Here is a 24,077-nt window from a genome sequence, read left to right on the forward strand (position 1 = left end):
GCTGCCGCTTTTATCCGGTCCGCGCCGTGAGGTTCCGCGATGCGGAAGCTGATGGGAACGGCGACGCGTGTGCTGATCGGCCTGGTCGTGGCTGTGATCGGCTGGGCCGCCCTGGTCCGGGTATTCGATATCCAGCCCTTCATGCTGCCGGGTCCGGAGCGGGTCGCGCTCGCCTTTCACGAACGGGGGGGCTTCCTGCTGCATCATGCGGCGATAACCGCCTATGAAACGCTTCTCGGCTTTGCCGCGGGTGTCGTTGCCGGCGCCACTCTCGCCGTCCTTATGTGGCTTTCCCCGCTCGCCCGGCGGGCCATGCTGCCGACTATTCTGGTGACCCAGGCCTTGCCGGTGTTCGCCATTGCGCCGATCCTCGTTCTCTGGCTCGGCTTCGGCTTGTCCTCGAAGATCGTGATGGCGGTGCTTGTCATCTTCTTTGCCGTGACGTCGACCTTCTTCGACGGACTGCGGCGGGCCGATGAAGGCCTCATCGATCTGGCCCGGCTCTACCGTGTTTCCCGGCTGAAGGAACTTGTCTACTTCCGCATTCCCGCCGGATTGCCGGCGCTCGCCTCCGGTATTCGCATTGCCGCGGTTTTCGCCCCGATCGGCGCCATCGTCGGCGAATGGGTCGGGGCAAAGGGCGGCCTCGCCTTCATCATGCTCCAGAGCAACGCCCGCATGCAGACCGACGTGATGTTCGCGGCCCTGCTTCTGCTGGCGCTGATGGTGCTGATTTTACGTTTTTCCGTCGATCGCCTCACCCGCCGCCTGGTTCCCTGGCAGGTCGAGGACTGATCCCGACCAATTCGCTCTCACACTCTCCAAGGAGGACTGAATGAAGAAAATAGCGCTCTGGTCGATTGCGGCCATGCTGATGACCGCGATGCCGGCTCACGCCAATGACAAGCTGACCGTGCTGCTCGACTGGTTCGTCAATCCGGACCATGCGCCGGTGATCACGGCGAAGACCATGGGCTTCTTTGAAAGGGAAGGGCTCGATGTGGAGCTGGTCGAACCGGCGGACCCGGCCATGCCGCCGAAGCTCGTTGCCGCCGGCCAGGGGGATATCGCCGTCTCCTATCAGCAGACCCTGCATGCCCAGATCGATGAAGGCCTGCCGCTGAAACGGATCGGCACCCTGGTCGAAACGCCGCTCAACTCGCTGATCGTCCTGAAGGACGGCCCGATCAAGACGCTGGAGGACCTGAAGGGCAAAAAGATCGGCTTTTCCGTGTCCGGTTTCGAGGACGCCATGCTCGGCCAGATGCTGAAATCGGTGGGCCTGACCGTGTCCGATGTGGAGCTGATCAACGTCAACTTTTCGCTGTCGCCGGCGCTCCTGTCCGGCCAGGTCGACGCCGTTATCGGCGGCTACCGGAACTTCGAACTGACCCAGATCGAACTCGAGGGCAAGCAAGCCAAGGCCTTCTATCCGGAAGAGCATGGCGTGCCGGTGTTCGACGAGCTGATCTACGTGGTGCACAAGGACAAAACGGACGATCCGCGCTACGCCCGCTTTCTGGCGGCCGTGGAAGAGGCGACCATCTATCTGACCAACCATCCGGACGAGGCCTGGAAAGCCTTCATCAAGGCCTATCCGAACCTGGATGACGAGCTGAACAGGCGGGCCTGGGCCGATACCCTGCCGCGGTTCGCCAAGCGTCCGGCGGCGCTCGATGCCGGCCGGTACCGGCGGTTCGCGGAGTTCATGTACGACAACAAGCTGATCAGGAAGGTCGTGCCGGTCGACACCTACGCGGTGGAAATCCGCTGACCGACAGATACCTGGCCGGCGGTGCCGCTACTGCGCGGCATCGCCGGCCGCTACCTTTGCGGCTTCCAGTGCCGCGATGCGCTCCCCAAAGCGGTCGTAGAAGTGCTGCAGGTGGTCGGGGGCCGCGCTCCGGCAGTCGATGAGCAGCCGTTCGGCTTTCTTCGGCTCTCCGTCGCGCAGGGCCTCCATGAGATCGGCATGCAGCCGGCTGAGTTTGCGGAACCCTTCCGATGTGCGCAGCTTTTCGCTGCCCACGAGGGCAAACAGCCTGACGGCTTCCGACTTGCCCTTCAGCGGGATTTCGCCGGCTTCCAGATAGGCGAATTCCGGCGCCTCGTTCCGGGTCTCGTCGGAGACCAGCAGTTCTGCGCCGACTGCCTTGCAGCTGGATTCGATCCGCGACGCCACGTTCACCGCATCGCCGATCACCGAATAGTTGAAGCGTTTGTCGGAGCCCATGTTGCCGACGCAGGCCTCGCCGCTGTTCAGGCCGATGCCGATCTTTACCGTCTGGGTTTTCAGCTTGCGGGCCTTGAAGCCGAAGGCGTCTTCCTCGTTCAGCCGGTCGACGGTGGCAAGCATGTCCAGCGCGGCCCGGCAGGCGTGACTGGCATGGGCCTCGATCATCAGCGGCGCGTTCCAGAAGGCCATGATGCTGTCGCCGATGTATTTGTCGATGGTGCCCTGTTCGGCCTGGATGGCGTCCGAAAGCGGCGACAGCAGCGTGTTCAGGAAGCTGACCAGTTCGGTCGGCGTCAATTGCTCGGAAATCGGCGTGAAGCCGCGGATGTCCATGAACAGGATCGTCATCGGCCGCATTTCCCCGCCGAGCACCAGCTGTTCCGGCGAATTCTCCAGCTGGGTAACGAGGTCGGGCGAAAGATACTGGCTGAAGGCGTGACGGACGAACCGCTTTTCCCGCTCGGTGAGGAAATAGAGCAGGGCCGTAGTGACCGCAAACACCATGAAGGTGGCAAAGCTCGGATAGATCGGATCGATCAGCAGGCCGTCCTTCAGGAAGAAATAATAGGATCCTCCGATCATGGCCGCGGCGGCGCCGGCTCCGAGAAGGCCGGTGCCGATGGCGCCGATCATCGGCAGCGCCAGGATCACGACAATGCCGACCAGAAAGGTCGCAAGCGTTTCGGCGCCGTTGGCCCAGTCGGGGCGGGTCAGGTAGTTGCCGTTGATGATCTGTTCGGTTGCCTGGGCGTGGATCGTCACGCCGGGAACCAGTTCTCCGAGAGGCGTGGCCCTGATATCGCGCAGGCCGGCTGCGGAGGTGCCGACGAAGACGATCTGCCCCTCCACCAGCGGCGTGACTTCCGCCCGCTTTTCAGGGTCCAGGATATCCTTCACCGAAACATACCGTTCGGGGCGTTCATGGTCGAAATAGACCCACATTTCCCCGTCCGCCGTGGTGGGCACGGTAAATGCGCCGATCTTCACATCGGTAATGGCCGGGTTGCCGGTATCGGTCTGGCCGCTGGCGCCCGTGGTCTTGACCAGAAGCCCCTTCGCGCCCTGCGCGACCCGCAGGGCCTCGACGGCGAGGCCCGGATAAAGCTGCTTGCCGTCGGAAAAGAGCAAAGGCGCGCGCCGGACGACGCCGCTCTGGTCCTTTGCCGACAGCGAGATGCCGCCGATGCCGCTGGCCTCGTTTTCAAGAATTGCCAGACTGGGAAGGGCGGAGGGAAACGCCGGCAGGATCTTTACCGGGTCGGTGCCGCCATAAGCGAAACCGCTCTTGCTGGCAGGCGCGCGGCCTTGCGTATCCCGCCGGGCGGCAAAGCCCAGGACCGACGGGGACTGCGCCAGGGCTGCAGCGAAGCTTTCATCGTTGTCGGGCAGCCGGTCCAGCAGGGCTTTCAGGGCTTGCGGATCCCCGGCGTCGTCCAGGGAGAGCGATTCCGTGATCCGGGTCGGGGAGGTGCGGTCCGGCTCGCTGAAAACGATATCGAAGGCGATGACGGCGGCGCCCATGTCGGTCAGCGTGGTGACCAGTTCCGCCAGCCGCGTGCGCGGCCAGGGCCATTGTCCGTACTTGGCGATGGAGGCTTCGTCGATATCCGCCACGCGGACCGGCGCGGCGGCATAGGGGCGGGGGCTGAAGCGCTGGTAATAGTCGAAAGTCAGCTCACGGACGGCCGTCACGAAATCGGGATTGATGGCGCGCAATCCGGTCGCAGCGGTCAGTCCGAGAATTGCTGCAACGGTGACCAGTGCCCGTTTCCCGGTCAGTCGTCTGACGATCCCGCGCATGAATCGGCCTCCAAGTGTCGCTGCGACGCAAGCCTAGTGGCGGCAGCAGGGGGCTGCAAGTACGGGCGTCCGGGGGAGGGGCATACGCATAAGAAAAAGGCGCCGGGACGGAGTGTCCCGGCGCCTTGCCTGAGTCGACTGGGAGGTTAACTTAGTCAGGCTGCTTTTACTTGTCAGGCTGCGGGCCGTTCCATCGCCTTGGCGCTGGTCTGGACGGCCTTTTGCACCTTCTCGAAGGCACGGACCTCGATCTGGCGGACGCGCTCGCGGCTGACGCCGAATTCGCCCGACAGGTCTTCAAGGGTCATCGGATCGTCGGAAAGCCGGCGGGCTTCGAAGATCCGGCGTTCGCGGTCGTTCAGGACGCCCATGGCATCGCTCAGGAGCTTGCGGCGCATGTCCAGCTCTTCCTGATTGGCGAGCATGGTTTCCTGGCTTTCGCTTTCATCGACGAGCCAGTCCTGCCATTCACCGGCGTCGGCCTCGGCGCGCACGGGCGCGTTCAGGCTGGCGTCGCCGCTGAGGCGCCGGTTCATGGAGACCACTTCTTCCTCGCTCACGCCGAGCGTGGTTGCGATCTGTTCCACCTGATCCGGCTTCAGATCGCCCTCGTCCAGGGCCTGGATCTTGCCTTTCAGGCGGCGCAGGTTGAAGAACAGCCGCTTCTGGTTGGCGGTCGTGCCCATCTTGACGAGCGACCATGAGCGCAGGATGTATTCCTGGATCGCGGCCTTGATCCACCACATGGCGTAGGTGGCAAGACGGAAGCCCTTGTCGGGCTCGAACCGCTTGACGGCCTGCATCAGGCCGACGTTGCCTTCGGAGACGACTTCACCGATGGGCAGGCCGTAGCCGCGATAGCCCATGGCGATTTTCGCTACAAGACGAAGGTGGGAATTGACCAGCCGCTCGGCGGCTTCAGGGTCATCGTGCTCCTTGTACCGCTTGGCGAGCATGTACTCTTCCTGAGGCTGGAGCATCGGAAACTTGCGGATTTCGTCGAGGTAGCGGCTCAGCCCGCCTTCCCCGGCAGTAAGCATCGGTACATTCTGGGCCATTAAATGCGCCCCCTTTCTCCCGTCGCTGCGTTCCCTTGCGCATCAGGAGGCAAACAGCCCCCCTGTCTTGCCAGGTTCCTGATTTTTAAAGGCGAACGCCTAGTATTGGACGCCCGTATTCCGGCGCGCCCGTATCCTTAATATAAGTAGGATTACGCCATTTACATGGCCTGAGGGAGCAACAGGATTCTAAAATTTTCGTAATGCGGATAAAAGTTCATTGAAATCAGCAGGATAGATGCTCTCAAATCGCATGGTTTCACCGGTGACCGGATGGGCGAAAGCCAGCAGTCCGGCATGCAGGGCCTGCCGGTGGAAACCGGCGACCACGCTTTTCAACGGTTCCGGCAGCCGGTTGATTTTCGTTTTGAAGCCCGCCCCATAGTCATCGTCGCCGATCAGCGGATGGCCGATATGGGCCATGTGGACGCGGATCTGGTGGGTGCGGCCGGTTTCCAGCCGGCATTCGATCAGGGAAGCGACCGCCGGTTCCCCCTCCGGGCCGAACCGTTCCTTCACCTGCCAGTGAGTGATGGCATGGCGGCCGGCCGTCTTCACGACCGCGATCTTCTGCCGGTTGGCCTGGGAGCGGGCGAGGTTCGCATCGACCGTCCCCTTCAGGCTCGAGGGCGCGCCCCAGACCAAGGCCGAATAGGCCCGTTCCAGCGGGCCGGTCCTGCCGTGGTCGGCAAATTGCGCGGACAGGCCCTGATGGGCCTGGTCGGTCTTGGCCACGACAAGCAGGCCGCTGGTGTCCTTGTCGATCCGGTGCACGATGCCGGGACGCTTCACGCCGCCGACGCCGGACAGGCTGTCGCCGCAATGATGGATCAGCGCGTTGACTAGCGTTCCCGTCCAGTTGCCGGGGCCGGGATGGACTACGAGGCCTGCCGGCTTGTCGATGACGATCAGGTGTTCGTCCTCATAAACGATGGTGAGCGGAATGTCCTCGCCTTGCGGCTCCGGCTCCTCCGGCTCCGGCAGGACGAGGGTCAGCACCTCGCCCTCGTTGACCCGGTATTTCGGCTCCACTATCTTGCGCCCGCCTGCGGTGACGTCGCCGGACCTGATCAATGCCTGGATCCGGTTCCGGCTCAAGGTGTCCAGTCGGCTTGCCAAGACGGCATCGAGGCGTTTACCCGCGTCATCGGCTTCAACCTGATATGTGAAATCCGAACCGAATTCGGTCGGATTGTCCGGAGTACCATCATTCATGACTCAACCTGAGTTCAACGACCAAGGCAACGAGGAAAAGCCGCTCGATCCGGCCGTGGAGCGCGTGCAGAAAAAACTGAGGCGCCTTCTTGCGGGATCGTCCCTGATCATGCTTGCGGGATTTATCGCTGTCTTCGCAGCAATTTTCTACAAGATCAACACCTCCGGCCGGCAAGTCGACGCGGCATCGATCGCCAGGACCATCGCGATCGGCGCAAATGCCACGGTCGAGACGGTCGATTGGGTCGACGGACGGATGATGGTTCTTATTCGCGAAAACGGCACCACAGCCCTGTTGCAGGTCGATCCGTCCACGGGACGGGTGCTCGGCCGCACGGATTTCGTGGCGCAATAAGCCAGGTTCGTGGCCTGGATTTCTGAGAATAAAAACAGGCAGGTAAAAAAGGGGCTTGCCCTCATTTCAAAGGCCCCTTATATGCTCGCTTCTCGGTTCGAGGCGCCTGTTCGCCCGAACCCGGGCGCCCATCGTCTAGCGGTCTAGGACGCCGCCCTTTCACGGCGGAAACACGGGTTCGAGTCCCGTTGGGCGTGCCATTTCTTTCTATCGGCCTTTAGCCTGCTTGAGCGCGTGGTCTCGCGCTGCCGGCTTTTGCCCTGCATGAGCGCGGTTTTCCCTCAAATAGCTGAATTCATCCATTTTTCTTGGAGCGCTCTTCTTCCACTTGCAATGAACAGTCAAGGCATCTTGCTCCGTGATGGTGCTAGCTCCCTTAGGTTGCTAAAGATATGCCGAAAATATTCGATCTGTTCGGCATGGGGGAGGAGCAATGACCCGATCCGAAATGTTTGTTGTGCTCATGGCAGCGATGTATATCGCCTCCATAACAAACGCATATTCGCAATCTTTCTCGTGCACTTTCGGCGAACCGGCTTGTCTGGACTATGGAGCGAAAGTCTGTAGTAGCTCCGCCAAGTGCGTTGATCAAAACGCCATTTGTTTTGATTCGTTTACTTGTGATTACAAAGGCTTCGTCTGCAAGTCTGATTATGATGAGGCGGTGGACGAAATCGATGACAAGGTAAGGCGCTACAACGCGCTTGTTAATGACTTCAACAGCCTGAAGGCCAAATATTTAGAGTCGGAAAGCGAACGAGAAAATATAAGCGCAAAGCTTTCGAACCTAATCGATTGTTTGGAATATGCGAGTTCATTGGAGGAAGCGCAGGACTGCCAGCCGTAAATTCGGAATCGACCTCCCTCAGCGCTTTCCCTACCGATTGACCATCGCCACGCCTCTTTCTAGAATTCACGCCATTGGATTGACGTCATTTCATTCAAAGAGGTTGCCCGCAATTGACCCGGTTTTTGCGATATCTGCCGGTTGCCATCGGGTTTTTATCGGCCGCTGCGCTGCCGGGCGAGGCGGGCGCGATGGGGCTTGGGCGACCGGAGCCGATCATGGGGCCGCATGCGGCGGATCCGGGTCGCTCAAGAGAGATCATCGAGCTGGGCTCGGAGCAGATCATTCCGCCGCAAACCCCAGAGCAGGCGGCCTTCATCGCCAAGGTCTGCACGAAGATCGAGGCCGCGGCCGAGGCCTATGCATTGCCGCCGGCCTTTCTGGCGCGGCTGATCTGGACCGAGAGCCGGTTCGATCCGGATGCGATCAGCCCGATGGGGGCGGAAGGCATCGCCCAGTTCATGCCGGCAACGGCGAAGGTCTGGGGCCTGGAAAATTCCTTTGAGCCGATGACCGCGATCGCGGCGTCCGCCAATCTGCTTGGGCACCTGTGGAAGGGATACGGCAATGCCGGTCTGGCCGCAGCCGCCTATAACGCCGGGGAGAAGCGCGTCGATGCCTGGTTGAGGGGCCGTTCGGGGCTGCCGGGCGAAACCCGGGGCTACGTCTACGCCATCACCGGCCACAGCGCCAATGACTGGAAAAAGAAGAACCCGCCGGACGTCCGTTTCGTCCTGGACGAGGCCCGGGACTTCCAGGAAGCCTGCAACGACTATCCCCAGATCAAGGCGCCGGCGCAGCGCCGCTTCGCCAATCGGTATTTCAATCTCGGCCTCGCCCTGACGGCCAAGAAGGACTACGAGGCGGCCATCCTCCGCTACACGGTCGCCATCCGCCTGAAACCCAACTTTCCGGACGCCTACAACAATCGCGGCATCATCTACCGCAAGACCGGAGACTACGAGGCGGCGATCCTGAACTACGATGCCGCGATCCGGCTCAAGCCGACCTATGCGGCCGCCTACAACAACCGGGGCTATGCGAAACGCAAGCTCGGCCGGTTTGAGGAGGCGATTGCCGATTACGACCAGGCGATCAAGCTCAAGCCGAACTATACGGCCGCGTTTTTCAACCGTGGCTTTGCTCACGCGAAACTCGGGAATTTCAGCCAGGCGATCGCCGACTATTCCCGTGCGATCAAGGCGCAGCCCGGAAACGCGCTTGCCCTTTACAATCGCGCCCTTGCCTATCAGGAAACCGGGCAGCATGGGAAAGCCCTGAACGATCTGGACAAGGTCATTGCCGCCAATGACGGCTTTGCGCGGGCCTATTTCCAGCGCGCGACGCTTTTGAAGCGGCTCGGCAAGGCCGAGCGGGCCCGGGCGGATTACCGGGAGGCTGTCGCCCTCAACGCCGGCTTTGCCGAAGAGCGGTTCCGCAAGCTGTTCGACTGACCTTTATCGGATATGTCCCACCGCGCTCACGGCAATTTGGTCTGGACCAGCGGCTTGCCGAATTCGGTCGCGTGGTAATTGTGGCAGAGCGTGCAGGTCTCGCCGGCGGCTTCATCCGTATGGCAATCGGTGCACATGTTCTTTTCGATCGGGCTGAACGTCGGCGAGAAGACGGCCGGATTGTCGCCTTCGTAGGTCTTCAGATAGGTATCGGGAGCGGGGTCCAGTTCGTGGCAGGTCCGGCATCCCTTTTCGCCCACGGCGTCGATATGGGGTTCGTGGGAGAACTTGGTGAAGCGGTCCTTCACCCGTCCGGAGTTGAACGGCTTCCATTTGACGTGCTGTGTCCCGCTTTCGTCGTCGACGCTGTGGCACTTGGTGCAGCGCCCAACGGCATCGGGCGAGGAAAGCTGGTTGAAGACCGGCGCCAGCATGCCCTGCCGCTCTGTGCCAAAGGCGGTCCCGGTATAGTCGAGCCAGCTGCGCAGGAAGCGGTCGGCGTGGCCCATCGGGCGGTAGCGGATCGTGAAATCCTGCCGGTACCAGCCGCCGAGCTCCGCCCAGGTTTCCGGATTGAAATGTGCCTGTTCATGTTCGGCTGAAGGCTGGTCGGTATCCGAAGCCGGTACTTCCAGTCCGCCGCCGCCGGTGTCGCCGGACAGAATATCGCCGTTCGAACTGTCCGGGGCTCCTGCGTCCTCGCCGGCCCCGGCAGGCTCGCTGAGAAGACCGGCTCCGATCTCGTCGGCCCCTGCCGGCTGGCTGAGAAGGCCGGCTCCGTCCTCGTCTGCGCCCGCCGGCTGGCTGAGCAGGCCGCCACCGTCCTCGTCGGCCCCTGCCGGCTGGCTGAGGAGACCGGCCCCGGCCTCGTCTGCGCCTGCCGGCTGGCTGAGGAGACCGGCACCGGCCTCATCGGCCCCTGCCGGCTGGGTGAGCAGACTGCCACCGGCCTCGTCCGCCCCGGCAGGCTGGCCAAGCAGATCCGCGCCGCTGTCGCCGGACCCGGAAAGATCGTCGGAAGAGCCCAGGATGTCTCCGTCCGAAGAGGACTCATCGCCTCCCAGGATCGACCCGCCATCGTCACCCTGTCCGGTGGAAGATGCGGATGCGTGTTCTGCTGCCTCCGCTGCTGCCTTCGCCTTTTCGGCTTCTTCCTGGGCTTTCGTTTCGGCTTCTTTCTGCTGGGCTTCGAATTCGACGGTCGGCAGGCCTTTGTCGTGTTTTTCCAGATCGTCCTGCAGATTGGGGAACCAGTCGCGGTTGGCAGAGGCGATCACGTCATGGGAAATCAGGCCGGTCAGGTAGGACATGTCCAGCCGGTCCATATCCGTGCCTTTGTCATCGGACGGCATGTGCATCGCCTTCATGATGCCCTGGTTCTCGAACCGGGCGAACAGGCCTTTGACCGACCACGCAAATTTCGCGACATTGGCCAGATCCTCGTCGCTCGCGTCGGTCAGGTCGAGCAGGTCGAGTTTGGCGATCGGGTCGGCCACGCTTTTTCCGGATTTGTCCTTCGCCAGCAGGGCCTTCATGAAGGCGGTCAGCCGGGCTTCCGAATACTCGGGCCAACTGCCGATATCGATATGGCGTTCCTCCAGGGTCGCAACATCGAGACCCGGAACGGCGAGGAAATTGATGCCTTTGGGACCGCTGACGCGCGTCGTGCCGAGGATATCGCCCTCGTGACAGCTGGAGCACATGGTGTCGAAGGACCGGACTTCCATGTATTTCTGGTCCGCGCCCGGCTGGTGACAGTCCATGCAGGTGCCCGGTACCGAGGCGGGCGCCGTTTCCGCTGCCTTCGGGAAATGGGTGCCGAAGTGGGACTTGTGGTCGAAAATGATCCGGGTTCGCCGGTTGAACGGGTAATTCGTGAATTGCGGATGCGTGTTCACGAATTCCCCGAATTTCGAGACATGGCAGGTCTGGCAGCGGAGATTGGAGACCGTGGTGAGACTGTGGACGCCGCGCTCGTGTTCCTGGTGGCAGGTGGCGCAATAGATCTCGGTTTTCCCGGAAGCCTGTTTCGGCGGAGCGAAGGATATCCGGTGGACCCAGCTGTCGTTCTGGATCGTCTTGCCGTCCGGGCCGTCATTATACGCGGCGGTCAGTTTCTCAAGCCGTTCGACCGGGTTGGTATGCGGCGAAAAAGGCGCATTGCCGACGTTATGGCAGGCGACACACAGGTTGGCGTTTTCCTTCGCGCTGGTGCTTGCGGCGAAGCTGTGCAGCCATCCGAGCTTGTCGGCCTTGACGCCGGCGTGGCAGGCGTCGCAATTCGTCAGGCTGGCATGGGATGAGGAGAGTGGCCCCGGCATCAGGAGCCGGCCCGCCTGACTGCTCGCGACGATCAGCACCACCAGGCCCACGGCAAGCGCGGCTGCCCAGCGGGCCATGCGGCCCCGTCTGGTCCGCAGGCTCGGCTGGGGAACGCAAGGTTCCTGCTGCTGGCAGCAGCGTCCGTCCGGAAGCGGACCGCTTTCGCAAGGCCCGCCTTTCAGCTGCGAACGGGTGCAGCGCCAGCGTCCGTCGACCAGATGCGGTTTGCAGGCCGCCGCCGCGCCGCATTTGCCGTGCATGTCCGGGCCGAGCGGGCAGGGCTTTCCCTCCGCCAGGTGTCCGCAAACCCACTTGTCCTGCGGGCGCTGGTAGGGGCTGTCTCGAAAGCCGAATTTCTGCAGGACGGTCACGTCAGGCTATCCCGGTCGAAAAGGCGTAGGCGACGATGACGTGAATGACGATCACCACCACCAGCGCGTAGGTTGGGGGGATATGCAGAAACAGCCAGAGCTTCAGCAAGCCGGCGTTGGCATAATGAAAGTCGAGACCGTTTTTCGCTTCGACCAGTTCCCGCAACCGCTCCAGCCGGGCCTTGCCGTCCTTGTCGAGGTAGCGCTCGATTGAATCGAGTTCTCCCTGAAGCCGGGTCAGCGGCAGCCTGGAGGCGCGCAGATGGGCAAGGATATTGCGCGGGCGGGCGAAAAACGGACCGAGCAGGTCGTTATAGAGCTTGGCGATGCTTTGGGTGTTGCCGTCCTCCACGGACTCAAGCGCCACGGCCTCGGCTTCGGCGGCGAGCTGTGCCCGGAAGACGGGAATGCGTTCGAATATCAATCGTTCGCCATAGGATTCCAGCCGCGTCGGTAAGGTCTTGCTCATCCAGGTTCCCACCAGCCCGCTGACTGCGACGAGGATGAACAGGCCCCACAACAGCCATTCCAGCGGTGTGTCGGGAAGCTGGTAGCGGGTGTGGGCGAGGAAAATGCCCAGGACCACGAACCCGAGATAGATGTGCACCAGAAGCCAGAACCGGACACGTCCGAACGGCAGGATCACGACGCGCTTGCGCAAGGTGAGCAGCATCATTACCGCCATGCAGCCCAGAAGAAGCCAGCCGTTGAAGTACTGGACATCGCGAAGCGATACGTCGTAGCCGAGATTGCCCACCAGAAACAGCGCGTAGGCCACGGCCGCGAACAGGAGGTTGAGGAGCACACGCTTGTCGAAGAACCAGTTCAGCCAAGCCATTTGAGCAACTTCTCGGTATCGCGGATGTTGGTTCGGGTCAGCGCATCATGCGGACAGGCCTGGACACAGGCCGGGCCGGTGAGCTGATCGGAGCAGAAATCGCATTTGGTCGCCCGGCTGATCACTTGTCCGTCGTTGTCGCGGACGAGCGCGCCGGTCTCGTCGCGAATGTCGACCATGCGGATGTTGTTGTAGGGGCAGGAATTGGCGCAGGTCGCGCAGCCGATGCAGATCGAATCGTCGATGACCACCACGCCGGTGTTTTCGGTCCGGTGAATGGCCCCTGTCGGACAGCCGATCAGGCAGACCGGGTCGGTGCAATGCATGCAGGCGTTGGCGATCATGGCGTTTTCGAAGGAATAGCCGTGCCGCACGAACCGGGGATTGTAGTCATGGGCGGTTGCGCAGGCGCGCACGCAGTCGTCGCAGCCGACACAGCGGTCCAGATTGATCACCATGGCGTTTTCGCCGTTGATGAAGCGGTGATCGACGACGAAATCCATCATTCCCTGGCGCATTTCCTCCTGACGGCCTTCCGCTTCGGAGGAAAGGCCCTTGTTCAGGAATTTTGCGGGAAGACCGGGGAGCACATGGCTTCGGATCAGGTGCGTCGGTATCCGGATCACATCGACATAGCCGATGGCGCGCAGGCTCACATTGAGCGTCATGCCGCCGGCGCCGTTTTTTTCCGAGGCCGCGATTTCGTCGAGCCCGAACGTGTCGTTGCGCGACAGGTGGCTGACCGTTCTCTCGCCGTGATCGATTCGTTCGCTGACCCGGGCGAAACCGCTGTTGATCAACAGCAGCCCGTCGAGATGGTTCCCCTCTTCGCAGATCAGGGGCTCGTGCTCGATGACGTGCCCGGTTCCGGCCTGCCGGGCGATTTCGCGTTTGAACCGGTGCGTCCAGTCGAAGTTGCCGTAGGTCTCGAACAGGGACTGGCGGGCGATTTCATGGAGCTTGTCGCGGCTGACATGGTCGAAGACCGGGCATTCCTGCAGCCGGGTCAGCAGTCCGCGTTCGTGATAGAGCGTGTCGATCCGCTGCCGGAAATGTTCCGACCAGTTGCGGATGTCGCGCAAACCCTGCCAGCGCAGTTCGAACAGCACCGTATCGTCCTGGAAAGCGAAGACGCTTGCGCTGCGCAGGCTGCGCGTCAGGGCGGCCAGTTCGCCGAACATTTCCGGCGCTTGAAGGGTGAATGCCGAATCCTGGCCTTCCAGCGTTTCGATATCGACCTTGCCCAGTTCGCCGAGGTCGCTTGCTTGCGGTGCGCGGGCTTTCCACCTGCTTCCGGCTTTCCGGCGGGTCTTGCGGTATTCCGCAGGCTTGCGCCGCGCCAGCAATTGTCGGAGCGAGCGGGACCAGGATTTCCGGCTCCGGGATCCGGGCTTCGTATAGCCGGCCCCGGCAGCCGGAGACGACAGGCCGATCACCTTGCCTTCCAGGATCGCGAACAGGGAATTGCCGTAGTCGCCTTTCCGGATGATCACTTCGCCACGATTGAAACGCCGGATGCGGCCGTCGTTTGCGATGATCTGGTCGAGCGGCAGCCAGTCCGGGAAGTCGCCCGCGTTGACGCCGGCGAATGCCGGCAGGGCGAGGATGCGCGCAATGGCTTCCTCGTCCAGCGGCTCCTCGCCGAAGGGTTCATCCCAGCGCTGGTTGCGCTCGTCGCGGAGTTCCGGATCCAAACCGACTGCCCTCAGTTCGATACCGGTCCCTTGTACTTGTCCGGACCGGGTATGTATTTGTCGATGGCGCCGAAGGTCGTGCCGTCATAGGTGTCGGAAAATTTCAGCCCCAGAACCGAAACCTTGCCGGCCGCCTCGGTCAGCTCGGCTTCATTGTTGAGTTTCAGCTTTGCCTCATTGGCGGCCTTGTAGATTTCGACCAGTTCGGGCGCGTCCGGCAGCAGCTTGGCGAGGCTGGCAATCACCTTGCGGGCGTTGTCGGCGCGTTTCGCCATCTTCAGCGCATAATCCGCCTTCTCGGTCGCCTTGCTGACGCCGATCAGGGCGGTTTCCAGTTCAACGATGCGGCCAACGACGAACAGCATACGCTTGCGTTCGATGGAATCTTCCCGGTTGCTCGCACCCTTGTTGTACCAGTTGTTGTGGCGCACTTCGCCCTGCGACCAGCTCACCAGTTCGAACGGACTTCCGGCGGCATGACCGCCGACATTGACCAGCTTCTCGTTCGGCACGAGGTGGCAGCTGAAGCAGTTCTTGGCCAGCGTATAGGTCATTTTCGGCCGGATCATCCCGGCCGCTTCAGCCTTGGCCCAGCGGGCGGCGACTTCCTCGGGCGTCTCCTGGCCTTCCTTCTTGCCGCTGAAGCCGGAATGCACCTTGTACCAGTTCTTGCCGGCCGAGTGGCAGGACTCACAGGAAATGCCGGCGATGACATCGGGCTTTGAATTGACCGTCTGGGTGGTGAAATGGCAATTCAGGCAAAGGCTGTCCGCCTTGAGCCGTTTGACGCCCATTTTTTCCGCGATTTCCTTGGCTTCCTTGCTCTGAGGCAAGCTCCGGTAGGTGGCGAAATGGTGGGTCTTCTGCCAGACCGCAGCCTCAGCCTTGTGACACTCGGCGCATTCGTTCGGACCGACGACGAGATCCGGGTCGATAGCCATGGCCGGCGCCATGAATGCGGAGAAGAACAGCGGGACGGCTATTACAGCCAGCCAACGCCACCGTGCTGGAATCAAACGTTTCATACTCATTTTACCGTCCTGTTTCTCAAATGAATTACGAAATCTGAAAATCGTCGCCAGGCTCAGGCATCGAGGACAATGTCCCCGTCCGGGCAGGCGATACACACGAGAGCCGTTCCCTTGGCGGGCTGGCTCGTCGGAGGTGTAACGTAGGTGACCTTGCCTTCCTTGACGGCTGTCGCGCAGGTGCCGCAGTTGCCGGCACGGCAGCCCGATGCAATCTGAACGCCGCATTCTTCTGCGAGGTCCAATAACGTTTCCGCAGCTTCGCTCCAGGGAACCGACTTGTTGGAACGGGCGAAGCTGACGGTCGGCGCTTCGCCGCCGCTCGCGCTGCTTTCCGCCGCAGCGGCCGGGGCCGCCTTCTTGACGGACGCGGGCCCGAAGGCTTCGAAACGGATATCTTCCTCCGGAACGCCCCATTCCTTCAAGCTGGTGGTCACGGCGTTCATCATGGGCGGGGGGCCGCAGATGTAGAACTCGAAGTTCGACGTCTTGAGGTAATCCTTCATCACGTCGATGGAGAGATATCCGGCGCAATCGCAGTTCTTTGCTGCAACGTCGTCATCGGCCGGGTCGCTGTAGAGAACGACCAGATGGAAATTGCTGTTGTTGCTGATGATTTCGCGGATTTCGTCGATGCAGGCGATGTCCTCGCCATTCCTGACGGCGTAGAAAAACCAGGCTTCCCGATGGCTGTTCGTGTCGGCAAGCCACTTGAGCATGGACAGGACCGGCGTCAGGCCGACGCCGCCGCCGATCAGGGCAACCGGCCGGTCCGAATGAACGTCCAGGTGGAATTTGCCGTTCGGCGCCATGACGTCGATAACGTCGCCTTCCTTCACATTGTTATGGAAGAAATTCGACGACAGGCCCGGCGGAACGCCTGGTTCGGCCGAAGGGGGAGGGCCCAGGCGACGGACTGAAATCCGGTAAAAATCGCGATCCTCCGGGCTCCCGGAAAGCGAATAGCACCGCACGACAGGGCGAGGCTGATCGGGGATATTCAGTTCGAAGGTCAGAAACTGGCCCGGGAGGAACGGTGGAAGAGACCCGCCGTCGTGGGGCTCCAGGTAAAACGAGCAGATATCGCCAAGCTTGTTTTCAAGCTGGCGCCTGACGACACGGAATTTCCGTTTGCCGGACCAGGTCAAGACGTTGCGCTGCCGGTCGGTTTCAGCCCGCTTGATCAGGATGTCGGTCTGCTTCTTGAAAAATGCCAGCCGTTGCTGATCCATGTGGCGCTTGCGCAGAGCGCCGGCGAATTGCGTGATCATGCCGGCGCCGGCCTGAAGCAGCGCCGCGATCACGATGAATCCGCCACCGATCTGGAGCGCCAGTATCATCGTACGCTCCTCGTCTTACGCATGGCTTTTGGCTTTGCGAACATTAGAACCGCGTCCTCAATTCCAATCGCAGCCCGGTTCCCGTGGTCTGGTTCTGGCCTTCGGAAACAAAGCCATCCAGCTGAATGCTGCTGCGATTGTTCAAAGCGTGCAGCAACTGCCCGCCGAACGCAATAGCGCCTGTATTCGAGCCGTCGGTATCCTTCCGTCCGCCCAGTTCCAAAGTTAACTGAGTCTTGTCCTCGTTGAAGAACATCTGGTAGCCAAGCGCGCCGCCGACCACATCATTTGCCTGGTTCGACAGCGCCGAGCCGGCCATGCCGACGAGCGGAGACGCAAAAAGAATCCCGGCCTGGCCGAGCGGACCGCCGGTATTGGGCCCGCGGGCTGCAGAAGTATAGTTCTCGATGCCCCAGAAGGCGTTCGCATAAACGAGGTTTTCGGACCCTGTCACGGTCCTCGAAACTTCGGAAAACAGCACAACGCCGCTATTGACCGCCGGGCCTTTGTTGTTGATTGCCAGGGAGCTGTTGATGCGGAACGAGGTGTTGAACTGGCCGATGCGCTGGGTAGCGGAGGCGCCGAGGAACAGTCCGTCACCACCCTGGGGGTTGGTGCTGATGACATAGGACCCATCCAGGTCGACCGTGCTCCAGCGAAAATCGGTTTCCGTGAACAGACCCAGGAGATAGGCATCGGTGTCGCGGAGGTTGTCGGCGCGGTTGATGTTGCCCCAGCCGAACAGCGCCGTTGCGCGCATGTCAGGGCTCAGGCCGGGGATCACGATCGTATCGCGGGTAATCCCGATGGCATCGATCGTGTCGTTGATCATGATGCCTTCCTGGAAGAAGATCGGCTGGCGGCCGATGGCGAAGCCGAAATCGAGACCCTTGTTGTCGTTGGGATCGAGGTCGGGGAAGATTTCGCCGAATTCCCCTTCGAAAAACAGCGTGTTGATATAGGGATTGAGGCCGTTGACGAAATTGGTCCCGGTTGAATTGGTGTGGAGGATACCGGTTTGCTGGTTGCCTTTCGTGAACGGCGTGATTCCGAGCAGGATGCGTTCGGTCGGCGACAGCTTGAGATTGAAGAAAAGATCCAGCCGGGTGGCAATGTACTCCCGGCTTTCCGAGCGGCCGTTGTCATAGTGGCCTGCCGCGTTGCGCCAGTTGCCGAAGACCCAGAGACCGGGTTGCCAGACGGCGCCGGTGGGCAGGGTATAGCCCGGTTCGATGTTTCCCTTTGCCAGGAACTTGTCGCCCCTTTCGACGATCGGCGGTGTCGGCTTGGGTTCGTTTGCTTCCGTGAAAAGCGGCTTCGATTTCGTCGGCAGCTTGCTGCTGTGATGAGCCCCGGACCGTCCCTGCGCCTTGTGGACCTGTTCTTCGGTCAACATGGGACGGGGTTCTTCACTCAACGCGCTGCTGCTGGCGGCGAAGCTCTTGCCCCCCAGAGCTGTAAAAGACAGCGCGAAACAGAACAGGACCTTGCCGATGCGCACGTTGTTCATCACCCCCTCATAGCCCCCTAGTCGATCCGGACTTTTGACCGGCGCGTCCAGAGGACGGAACTTCCACGCACGATTTGCCGCGCAATCTGGGCAGGGCTCATGCCGTAGTCAAAGCCTGCCCCCTGAATGGCGGCGATGAGATTGACCGGCACCATCTGGGAGATCAGGCTGACCGAAATCGAATAGGTCTCCCCGGGCTTCAGCCTGTCGGCCGGTATCTTGTAGGTGGCGGTGCGGCTGGAGTTCGGATCGATCGTCTGCTTGTGCTTGCGTGCGCCGCGCGGGCGCCCGTAGATCGTCGTCGCGCGCGGCTCGGGACGGACGAAGGGCAGCACATCGGTCGAGGTGTTGATCGCAAGCACCTGTTCGCGTTCGCCCCCGCGCAGCATGCGGACCAGGAATTTGGACTGCAGGCTGAACAGATCCTTGTCGAGCGGCAGCTCGCCGTTGTGGACGTAAAGAGAGTGGGAATCGCGGACATCGCCGTTCGGATCCCGGTCGCCGGAGACGTAGATGATCTTTCCGTGCCGGTCCTTGACCGTCACCTTCAGGAAGATCAGCCGTTCGGCATCGAAACCGGTCGGCACCGAATGGCCGTCGGTGCCGTTGCGCACATCCACCGAGAATTTCAGGCCGTTCCGGTCGCTCTGGAGGATGCTGATGTCGCTCAGCTTGAAGCCGTTGCGCAGGACCTGTTCGCGCAGCGTCCGCATTTTCGCCAGACGTTCGAACTGGACCTTGAGAATTGCGCGGGCATCGTAGCGGTCGTCGATGGACTGCCAGGCTTTCGGGAACTTGTAGCTGTCGGAAACCTTGTCCTCGAACTTGTCCGTTCCCCAGCCTTCCCAGTACCTGAACTGCAGCCATTCGCGCAGTGTCTTGAACTCGGCCGCCTCGACATTGTGCGGGAAAATGCCCGGGTGAATGATGGAGTAATCCGGCCCGGCGAAGGAATGGTTGGTGAGCTTGCGGTTCTTTGTGGGCACATCGCCGACGACGGCCGCGGGACCATAATCGTAGCCGGATGCGACGCCCTGGATCCTGCCCATGTGGCAGTCCTGACAGGTTTCGCCGCGCTTGGCCGCCGGCGTCTGCTTGAATTCGGCAAACGCTTCCTCGAGGCGGAAACCGTTCAAGAGGGTCACGTCATGACAGGTTCCGCAGAAGCTCGGTTTTGTCAGAGTGAAGAACTTCTTGGCCTGGGTATGGATGCTGCGGCCGGGATCGTCTCTCGACGTGGAGACCCGGTATTCTTCCGGATGGTTCAGGACCCGGGAGAGTTCCTTGTTGCCCGTCGGACCGTAGACCGGGGAGAAAATATCGCCCTGCTGCAGGGCAAATCGGCCGCTGATCTTGCCGTAGTTCTTGTTGACCCGGTGACAGGCCACGCAGGTGATCCCCTCGCGCGACGTGGGCGTCCGGTCCAGGTTGGTCACGTAGAGGGATTCGCCCAGGTTCATGCCGACCGGATTGTGGCAGCGGATGCAGAAATCGCCGTTGGTCGCGCTGGTCTTGATGTTGATGGCGGTCTGCATGGCCATATAGACCGGGCTCAGCTGAGCGTAGGCATGCTGGGAACCCGACCATTGTTCGTACTGGCGCGGATGGCAGGTGGCGCAGGTGTTGGCCGAAGGATACTTGCTTTCCAGAAACAGCTTCTCGTGCGCGTCATTTGCGGCCTGCTGCGTGACCGCCGGCTCTTTCTTTTTGTTCTCTTCCGCCGTTTCCAGCCCGCCGCCGCCGGGCAGAAGGAGGTTGTCCTCGTCGCTCGGCTGGAGCAGGTCGTCGCCGCCTCCGCCGGCGTTCAGAAGATCGTCGCCGCTTCCACCGCCGCCCGAAAGCAGGTCATCGCCGCCGCCGTCACTGGAATTGAGGAGGTCGTCGCCGCTGTCGGCGGGCGCCGCCAGGAGATTGTCGCTGTCGCCGCCTGGAAGCAGATTGTCCGAATCCGGTTTTGCCGTGTCGTCCGGCGTGTTCAGGAGCGTGTCGTCCGATGACTTGTCCAGAAGACTGTCGTCCTTGGCAGCCGGATCCTCCAGAAGCGGATCCTGATTGCTCTGGGCCAGCACGATCGGGGCGTTCTTGCGGCGGTCGAGGCCGGAAACGTAATTTTCCAGCTGCGCCACGGCATCGGAGCGAAGGCCGTGATGGATGGGCAACGAGGCGGGTTCGGCTGCCGACGGATTTGGCAATACCGCGCTGAGGGCAAGCAGTCCGCCAACAGACAAGTGAATGCAGCGGAACCGGTATCCGAAAAAAGTGATCATTGTATCCGCGTCTTTTGTGGCCCCTCATTGCCGACTTACGCGTTTTCCGATGCTGAAAATAACAACGAGCGTGAAACCGACAAAACGATAAAAGCAATAAACACGGTTCTTTGGAACATAATATTTCCGTCGGGGCAACATTGTGGCGCTACAGCCACAATAAAAATGCCCGGCAGCGAACAGGTGCCGCAGGCGCAGGCGGTCCGCCCGAAATACGGGCAGCTTCGTCCCGCGGAAGCCGTTAGAGGTTCCCAGGTCTATGCGACGTCCCGGTTCTTGTCTTTGGCACCGGCGTCGGATTCTTTCCCGGACCCGGCCGCGCTGCCCCGCTCCGGCTCACTTTCGGCATTCGCCTGGCTCGACTTGACGATGCGTCCGATAAGGGCACTGACCGGCGTTTGCGCTTTCTGTTCGCCTTCGGCCCCTGTTTTCCGGGCTTTTCCTGGCCTGGGCGTCTGATCCGTTTCCGCTGCGGCCGGTTTCCGGCGGTCTGTTTTGGCCGGCGTCTTGCCCTCGCCGGCAGCCTGCTTTTTCGCTGTTTCGGATTTTCCCGGCGTTGTGCCGGTGCCGCGGTCGGCGATCCGCTTGCCGAGGTCCTTCAGCTCTTCGCGCAGGCCGGCAAGGGCCGGGGTTGCGTTCAGGTCCTGACGCAGGCGCATGATGTGGTTTTGCGCTCTGCGCAACGCCCGTTCGCGGTCCCGGGTCAGCGCGGTCAGGCGTGCCTTTTCGGTTTCGGCCCATTTCAGATCGCGCTCCAGCCGTTCCACGATGTCATCGTGCGGCAGGTCTACTGTTTCGATCTGCACCGTGAGCCGGGCGACTTCCGCTTGCGCGGAAATATACTGGGTCTCCGCGTCGACCAACTTCGCTTCCAGGTCTTTCACGATGGTCTGGAGCTTTGCCGCGCCGGTCTCCAGATGCACGTCGGGGATAGGGATCTCGCCGCCTTCGTATTTCGCCAGGCGCGCCTTCAGCGTGGAAATCTGGGACTCAAGACCGGTGATCGTGGCGAGCGCCATCGTGTCTTCGGCCGGCAACCAGCCGCTGTCGTCGTTTGATTTCGCCTTGAGCACATCCGCTTCCGCATGGGCGGCGGCCAGGGCCTGTTCGGTTTCGTGCAGTTTCTGGCGGGCCGTTTCCAATTCGGCCTGCAGCTCCGCCTGCCTCTGCCTGTCCTTGGACTTTTTCCTGTCCTCGTTTTCGAATTCCTGCCGAAGGCTTTTGAGTTCGGCTTCGTGTTTCGACTTTTCCTTGACCAGCTCGGCGGCCAGCTTGCCGGCTTCCAGGCGGAACGTCACGGCATTTTCCCGCTCCTTGTCCAGGGCCCGTTCCACCTTCCTCACGGCCAGGGCATGCTGGGCACGTTCATGGTCCTGCGCTCCGCGGACTTCCGCGTACGTGGACGGATTGACGGCTTTCATGGCTTCCTGGGTGAGCCGGACGGCACGCCTGTAGACGGCAGGCAGGATTGCCAGGCCAAGGAGCGTGGCCATAAAAAATCCGAGTGCAACGAACATTGCCGCTTCGATCACGACCGGCTCCAAATCACATGCAGGACATCAAATCATCGGTCATCAATAAACGAGGCACTGTCGGAGAGCAACGATTTGCGCCGTTGCCTGCCGGGTCCCCTGCGTCATTTCCGGTTGAAACCGGCGTCATGCCTCCGTTCAGAACGGGTTCCATGTCGGCTTGTCGGTGAACTTCAGATACCCGATGTTCACACCCAGGCGGGCACCGATCCCGGATTTGATGGGAACCACGAAGACCTCGTTGTTGGACAGCACGGTCATGCCGACCCCGCCCACAAGATAGGCGGACCCGTTGATGCCCACGTATCTCTTATACATGGCATCGACGGTCGGCAGATTGTAGATCAGCATCATCACCCGGTCGCCGTTTCCGCCAAAATCCCATCCGACGGACGGCCCCTGCCAGAAAAGCTTGTGGGTGCCCGCGTTGCGGGTATAGAGGTGCCCTTCGCCGTAGCGGGCCCCGGCAACGATCGCGCCGGCACCTTCCTCTCCAAGAATATAGCCGTTCGGTTCGCCGTATTTGGAAAAGGCATTTTCCACGACCGAGGCAAGGCCGCCTGAAACGGAGCCGAAAAACTTGTGCCCGGTGGCAACGATCTGGTCCTGGCCGTAGGTCTGTCCCTGCTCCGGCGGTTGCGCGTGCGCTTCACCGGTATCCATGGCTCCGGGAAGTCGCGGCAGTGCGATGACCGCACCTAAAACCATGAAGGCTGCCAGACTTTGCAGGATCTTGGCTTTGGGCATTGCTGACATGGAAGGCGTTCTCCTCAATGGAACAGGGCAGGCTTTCCAGGATGCCCTGCGATAAACCGGGATCGTTCTTTGCCGGTGCTATAGTGTCTGCGCTGTGCGACTGATTCGCCAGTACAGACAGCCAAACGCATAGTCCGGGTAAATGCAAAACTGGAGTGGAAATAGGACGAGGTTAAGGCTCGCGCTCCTTTGTATGGCGGTTATCTTCTTTGGAGCCGGACTTTTTTCCGGAATGGAGCGGGGCATGGCTCGGCCGCCGCTTTTCGTTCCCGATCCCATCGGGGGATATGCCATCGGCGGTCACGATCCGGTTTCCTATTTCGTCGATCATCGTCCGCGCCAGGGAAACCGGAAATTCTCCTACAAGTGGGGAGGTGCGGAGTGGGTGTTCGTCAACCAGGGAAATCTGGCGGCCTTCAAGAAAAACCCTGAGATTTACGCTCCGCTGTTTGCCGCGTGCGGCGCCTATGCCCTGACCGACGGTTTCGCAACGGCGGGAAATCCCTTCATCTTCGCCATCGTCGGCGGAAAGCTGCTTTTCTTCCATTCGGAGGTCAACCGTTTCCTTTTTCTCGTCAATGAACGGCAGTTGCTGGAGGAAGCGGAAGCAAATGCACAGAAAACTGGCTGTGTTCCCAACCTGTGAATTTGTCTGCGGCTTGGCATTGATGCCTGTCGTGTGTATCCCTTGAAAACACAGTTAACGAATCAGTTGGCATCAGTTCGCCGAAAGAGCCTTGGATAGCCATGCCCGAACTTAAAGAACTTTCCGCGCTTGACCTGTCTGCCCTCGTTGCCAGCCGGGTGTGTCACGACATTATCAGCCCGGTCGGTGCCATCACCAACGGGCTGGAGGTTCTGGACGAGGAAGGGTCGGAGGACATGCGCGAATTCGCCATGGACCTGATCCGCAAAAGCGCCCGCCAGGCTTCGGCGAAACTGCAGTTCGCCCGGCTTGCCTTCGGTGCGGCAGGCTCCGCCGGCGCGGAGATCGATCTGGGCGATGCGCAGGTGGTCGCGACCGGGTTCATGGAAAACGAGAAATCCGACCTCGTCTGGGAAGTGCAGCGGCACCTGATGCCGAAAAATTTCGTCAAACTTCTCTTGAATCTTATTCTGATCGCTAACCAGTGCGTTCCGCGCGGTGGTGAAATCAAGGTGGAGATGGAAGGCGAGCCGTCCGCTCCGTCATTCATCCTGACCGCCAAGGGTCTCAATCCGCGCATTCCGCTGGGCATGAAGGAAACACTGTCGGGGGAAGAGCCCGAACGTGTCGATGCCCATTCGGTGCAGCCGATTTATGCGCTTCTTCTCGCCCGGGAAAGCGGAATGAAGCTTGATATTGATAAAGATGAAGACCTTGTAAAAATTACCGCCTCCATGGATACATAGAATATAGAAAGAAAAACTCTTTTTGCGCTTCAGCGTATCTTAACTGTTTCGCTTCACCCTTT

General features: G+C 61.1%; 19 protein-coding genes and 1 tRNA gene. 8 read left to right on the forward strand and 12 right to left on the reverse strand.

Going from position 1 to position 24,077, the window contains the following annotated elements; translation table 11 throughout:
• Window positions 1-39: 39 nt before the first annotated feature.
• Both HK439_RS13790 and HK439_RS13795 read left to right on the forward strand, forming a co-directional pair.
• Window positions 40-795 carry an ABC transporter permease gene (locus HK439_RS13790; RefSeq protein ID WP_235987875.1) on the forward strand — a complete coding sequence of 252 codons (756 nt, stop codon included), beginning with the start codon at window positions 40-42 and terminating at the stop codon, window positions 793-795.
• Between the two features lie 40 nt (window positions 796-835).
• Window positions 836-1,774, forward strand: coding sequence for an ABC transporter substrate-binding protein (locus HK439_RS13795; RefSeq protein ID WP_190292094.1), 939 nt, complete (start codon window positions 836-838; stop codon window positions 1,772-1,774).
• Window positions 1,775-1,801: 27 nt separating this feature from the next.
• Here the strand turns inward: HK439_RS13795 and HK439_RS13800 are convergent, their stop codons facing one another.
• The 3 genes from HK439_RS13800 to HK439_RS13810 form a co-directional block, all read right to left on the reverse strand.
• On the reverse strand, window positions 1,802-4,036 hold the full coding sequence (locus HK439_RS13800) for a CHASE2 domain-containing protein (protein WP_190292095.1): 2,235 nt from the start codon (window positions 4,034-4,036) through the stop codon (window positions 1,802-1,804).
• A gap of 173 nt (window positions 4,037-4,209) precedes the next feature.
• Window positions 4,210-5,094, reverse strand: a complete 885-nt coding sequence (gene rpoH, locus HK439_RS13805; protein WP_190292096.1) for an RNA polymerase sigma factor RpoH — start codon at window positions 5,092-5,094, stop codon at window positions 4,210-4,212.
• A gap of 189 nt (window positions 5,095-5,283) precedes the next feature.
• Window positions 5,284-6,309 carry an RluA family pseudouridine synthase gene (locus tag HK439_RS13810; protein WP_190292097.1) on the reverse strand — a complete coding sequence of 342 codons (1,026 nt, stop codon included), beginning with the start codon at window positions 6,307-6,309 and terminating at the stop codon, window positions 5,284-5,286.
• Between HK439_RS13810 and HK439_RS13815 the strand changes: the two genes are divergently transcribed.
• From HK439_RS13815 to HK439_RS13830, 4 genes are all read left to right on the forward strand, one after another.
• The gene (locus tag HK439_RS13815; protein ID WP_190292098.1) at window positions 6,308-6,664 is read left to right on the forward strand and encodes a hypothetical protein; all 357 of its coding nucleotides are present in this window, start codon (window positions 6,308-6,310) and stop codon (window positions 6,662-6,664) included. The two genes, HK439_RS13810 and HK439_RS13815, sit on opposite strands and share 2 nt — an antisense overlap.
• 124 nt (window positions 6,665-6,788) lie before the next feature.
• Window positions 6,789-6,864 (forward strand) — tRNA-Glu (locus HK439_RS13820).
• Between the two features lie 233 nt (window positions 6,865-7,097).
• Window positions 7,098-7,511, forward strand: coding sequence for a hypothetical protein (locus HK439_RS13825; RefSeq protein ID WP_190292099.1), 414 nt, complete (start codon window positions 7,098-7,100; stop codon window positions 7,509-7,511).
• A gap of 113 nt (window positions 7,512-7,624) precedes the next feature.
• On the forward strand, window positions 7,625-8,965 hold the full coding sequence (locus HK439_RS13830) for a tetratricopeptide repeat protein (protein WP_190292100.1): 1,341 nt from the start codon (window positions 7,625-7,627) through the stop codon (window positions 8,963-8,965).
• Window positions 8,966-8,991: 26 nt separating this feature from the next.
• Here HK439_RS13830 and HK439_RS13835 read toward each other — a convergent pair whose 3' ends face one another.
• From HK439_RS13835 to HK439_RS13875, 9 genes are all read right to left on the reverse strand, one after another.
• The gene (locus tag HK439_RS13835; RefSeq protein WP_190292101.1) at window positions 8,992-11,658 is read right to left on the reverse strand and encodes a hypothetical protein; all 2,667 of its coding nucleotides are present in this window, start codon (window positions 11,656-11,658) and stop codon (window positions 8,992-8,994) included.
• 1 nt (window position 11,659) lies between these two features.
• Window positions 11,660-12,496, reverse strand: a complete 837-nt coding sequence (locus HK439_RS13840; RefSeq protein ID WP_190292102.1) for a hypothetical protein — start codon at window positions 12,494-12,496, stop codon at window positions 11,660-11,662.
• A complete protein-coding gene (locus HK439_RS13845) occupies window positions 12,484-14,190 on the reverse strand; it encodes a 4Fe-4S dicluster domain-containing protein (RefSeq protein WP_190292103.1) in 1,707 nt (568 codons plus the stop codon). Before HK439_RS13845 ends, HK439_RS13840 begins: the two co-directional genes overlap by 13 nt.
• Before the next feature lie 11 nt (window positions 14,191-14,201).
• On the reverse strand, window positions 14,202-15,215 hold the full coding sequence (locus HK439_RS13850) for a cytochrome c family protein (protein WP_190292104.1): 1,014 nt from the start codon (window positions 15,213-15,215) through the stop codon (window positions 14,202-14,204).
• 59 nt (window positions 15,216-15,274) lie between these two features.
• Window positions 15,275-16,558, reverse strand: a complete 1,284-nt coding sequence (locus tag HK439_RS13855) for a 2Fe-2S iron-sulfur cluster-binding protein (protein WP_190292105.1) — start codon at window positions 16,556-16,558, stop codon at window positions 15,275-15,277.
• Between the two features lie 43 nt (window positions 16,559-16,601).
• Window positions 16,602-18,068, reverse strand: a complete 1,467-nt coding sequence (locus HK439_RS13860) for a hypothetical protein (RefSeq protein ID WP_190292106.1) — start codon at window positions 18,066-18,068, stop codon at window positions 16,602-16,604.
• A 17-nt stretch (window positions 18,069-18,085) separates the two neighbouring features.
• A complete protein-coding gene (locus HK439_RS13865) occupies window positions 18,086-20,335 on the reverse strand; it encodes a multiheme c-type cytochrome (RefSeq protein WP_190292107.1) in 2,250 nt (749 codons plus the stop codon).
• 257 nt (window positions 20,336-20,592) lie between these two features.
• Entirely contained in the window at window positions 20,593-21,828 is a 1,236-nt protein-coding gene (locus HK439_RS13870; protein WP_190292108.1) for a hypothetical protein, read from the reverse strand.
• Between the two features lie 177 nt (window positions 21,829-22,005).
• Window positions 22,006-22,530, reverse strand: coding sequence for a DUF1134 domain-containing protein (locus tag HK439_RS13875; RefSeq protein ID WP_235987886.1), 525 nt, complete (start codon window positions 22,528-22,530; stop codon window positions 22,006-22,008).
• A 337-nt stretch (window positions 22,531-22,867) separates the two neighbouring features.
• Here HK439_RS13875 and HK439_RS13880 point away from each other — a divergent pair, with 337 nt between their 5' ends.
• Window positions 22,868-23,269 carry a YHS domain-containing (seleno)protein gene (locus tag HK439_RS13880; RefSeq protein WP_190292109.1) on the forward strand — a complete coding sequence of 134 codons (402 nt, stop codon included), beginning with the start codon at window positions 22,868-22,870 and terminating at the stop codon, window positions 23,267-23,269.
• Between the two features lie 101 nt (window positions 23,270-23,370).
• Window positions 23,371-24,015 carry a histidine phosphotransferase ChpT gene (chpT, locus tag HK439_RS13885; RefSeq protein ID WP_190292110.1) on the forward strand — a complete coding sequence of 215 codons (645 nt, stop codon included), beginning with the start codon at window positions 23,371-23,373 and terminating at the stop codon, window positions 24,013-24,015.
• The last annotated feature ends 62 nt before the right edge of the window (window positions 24,016-24,077 follow it).

It is taken from the genome of Roseibium aggregatum (assembly GCF_014692675.1).
Taxonomy (GTDB): domain Bacteria; phylum Pseudomonadota; class Alphaproteobacteria; order Rhizobiales; family Stappiaceae; genus Roseibium; species Roseibium aggregatum_C.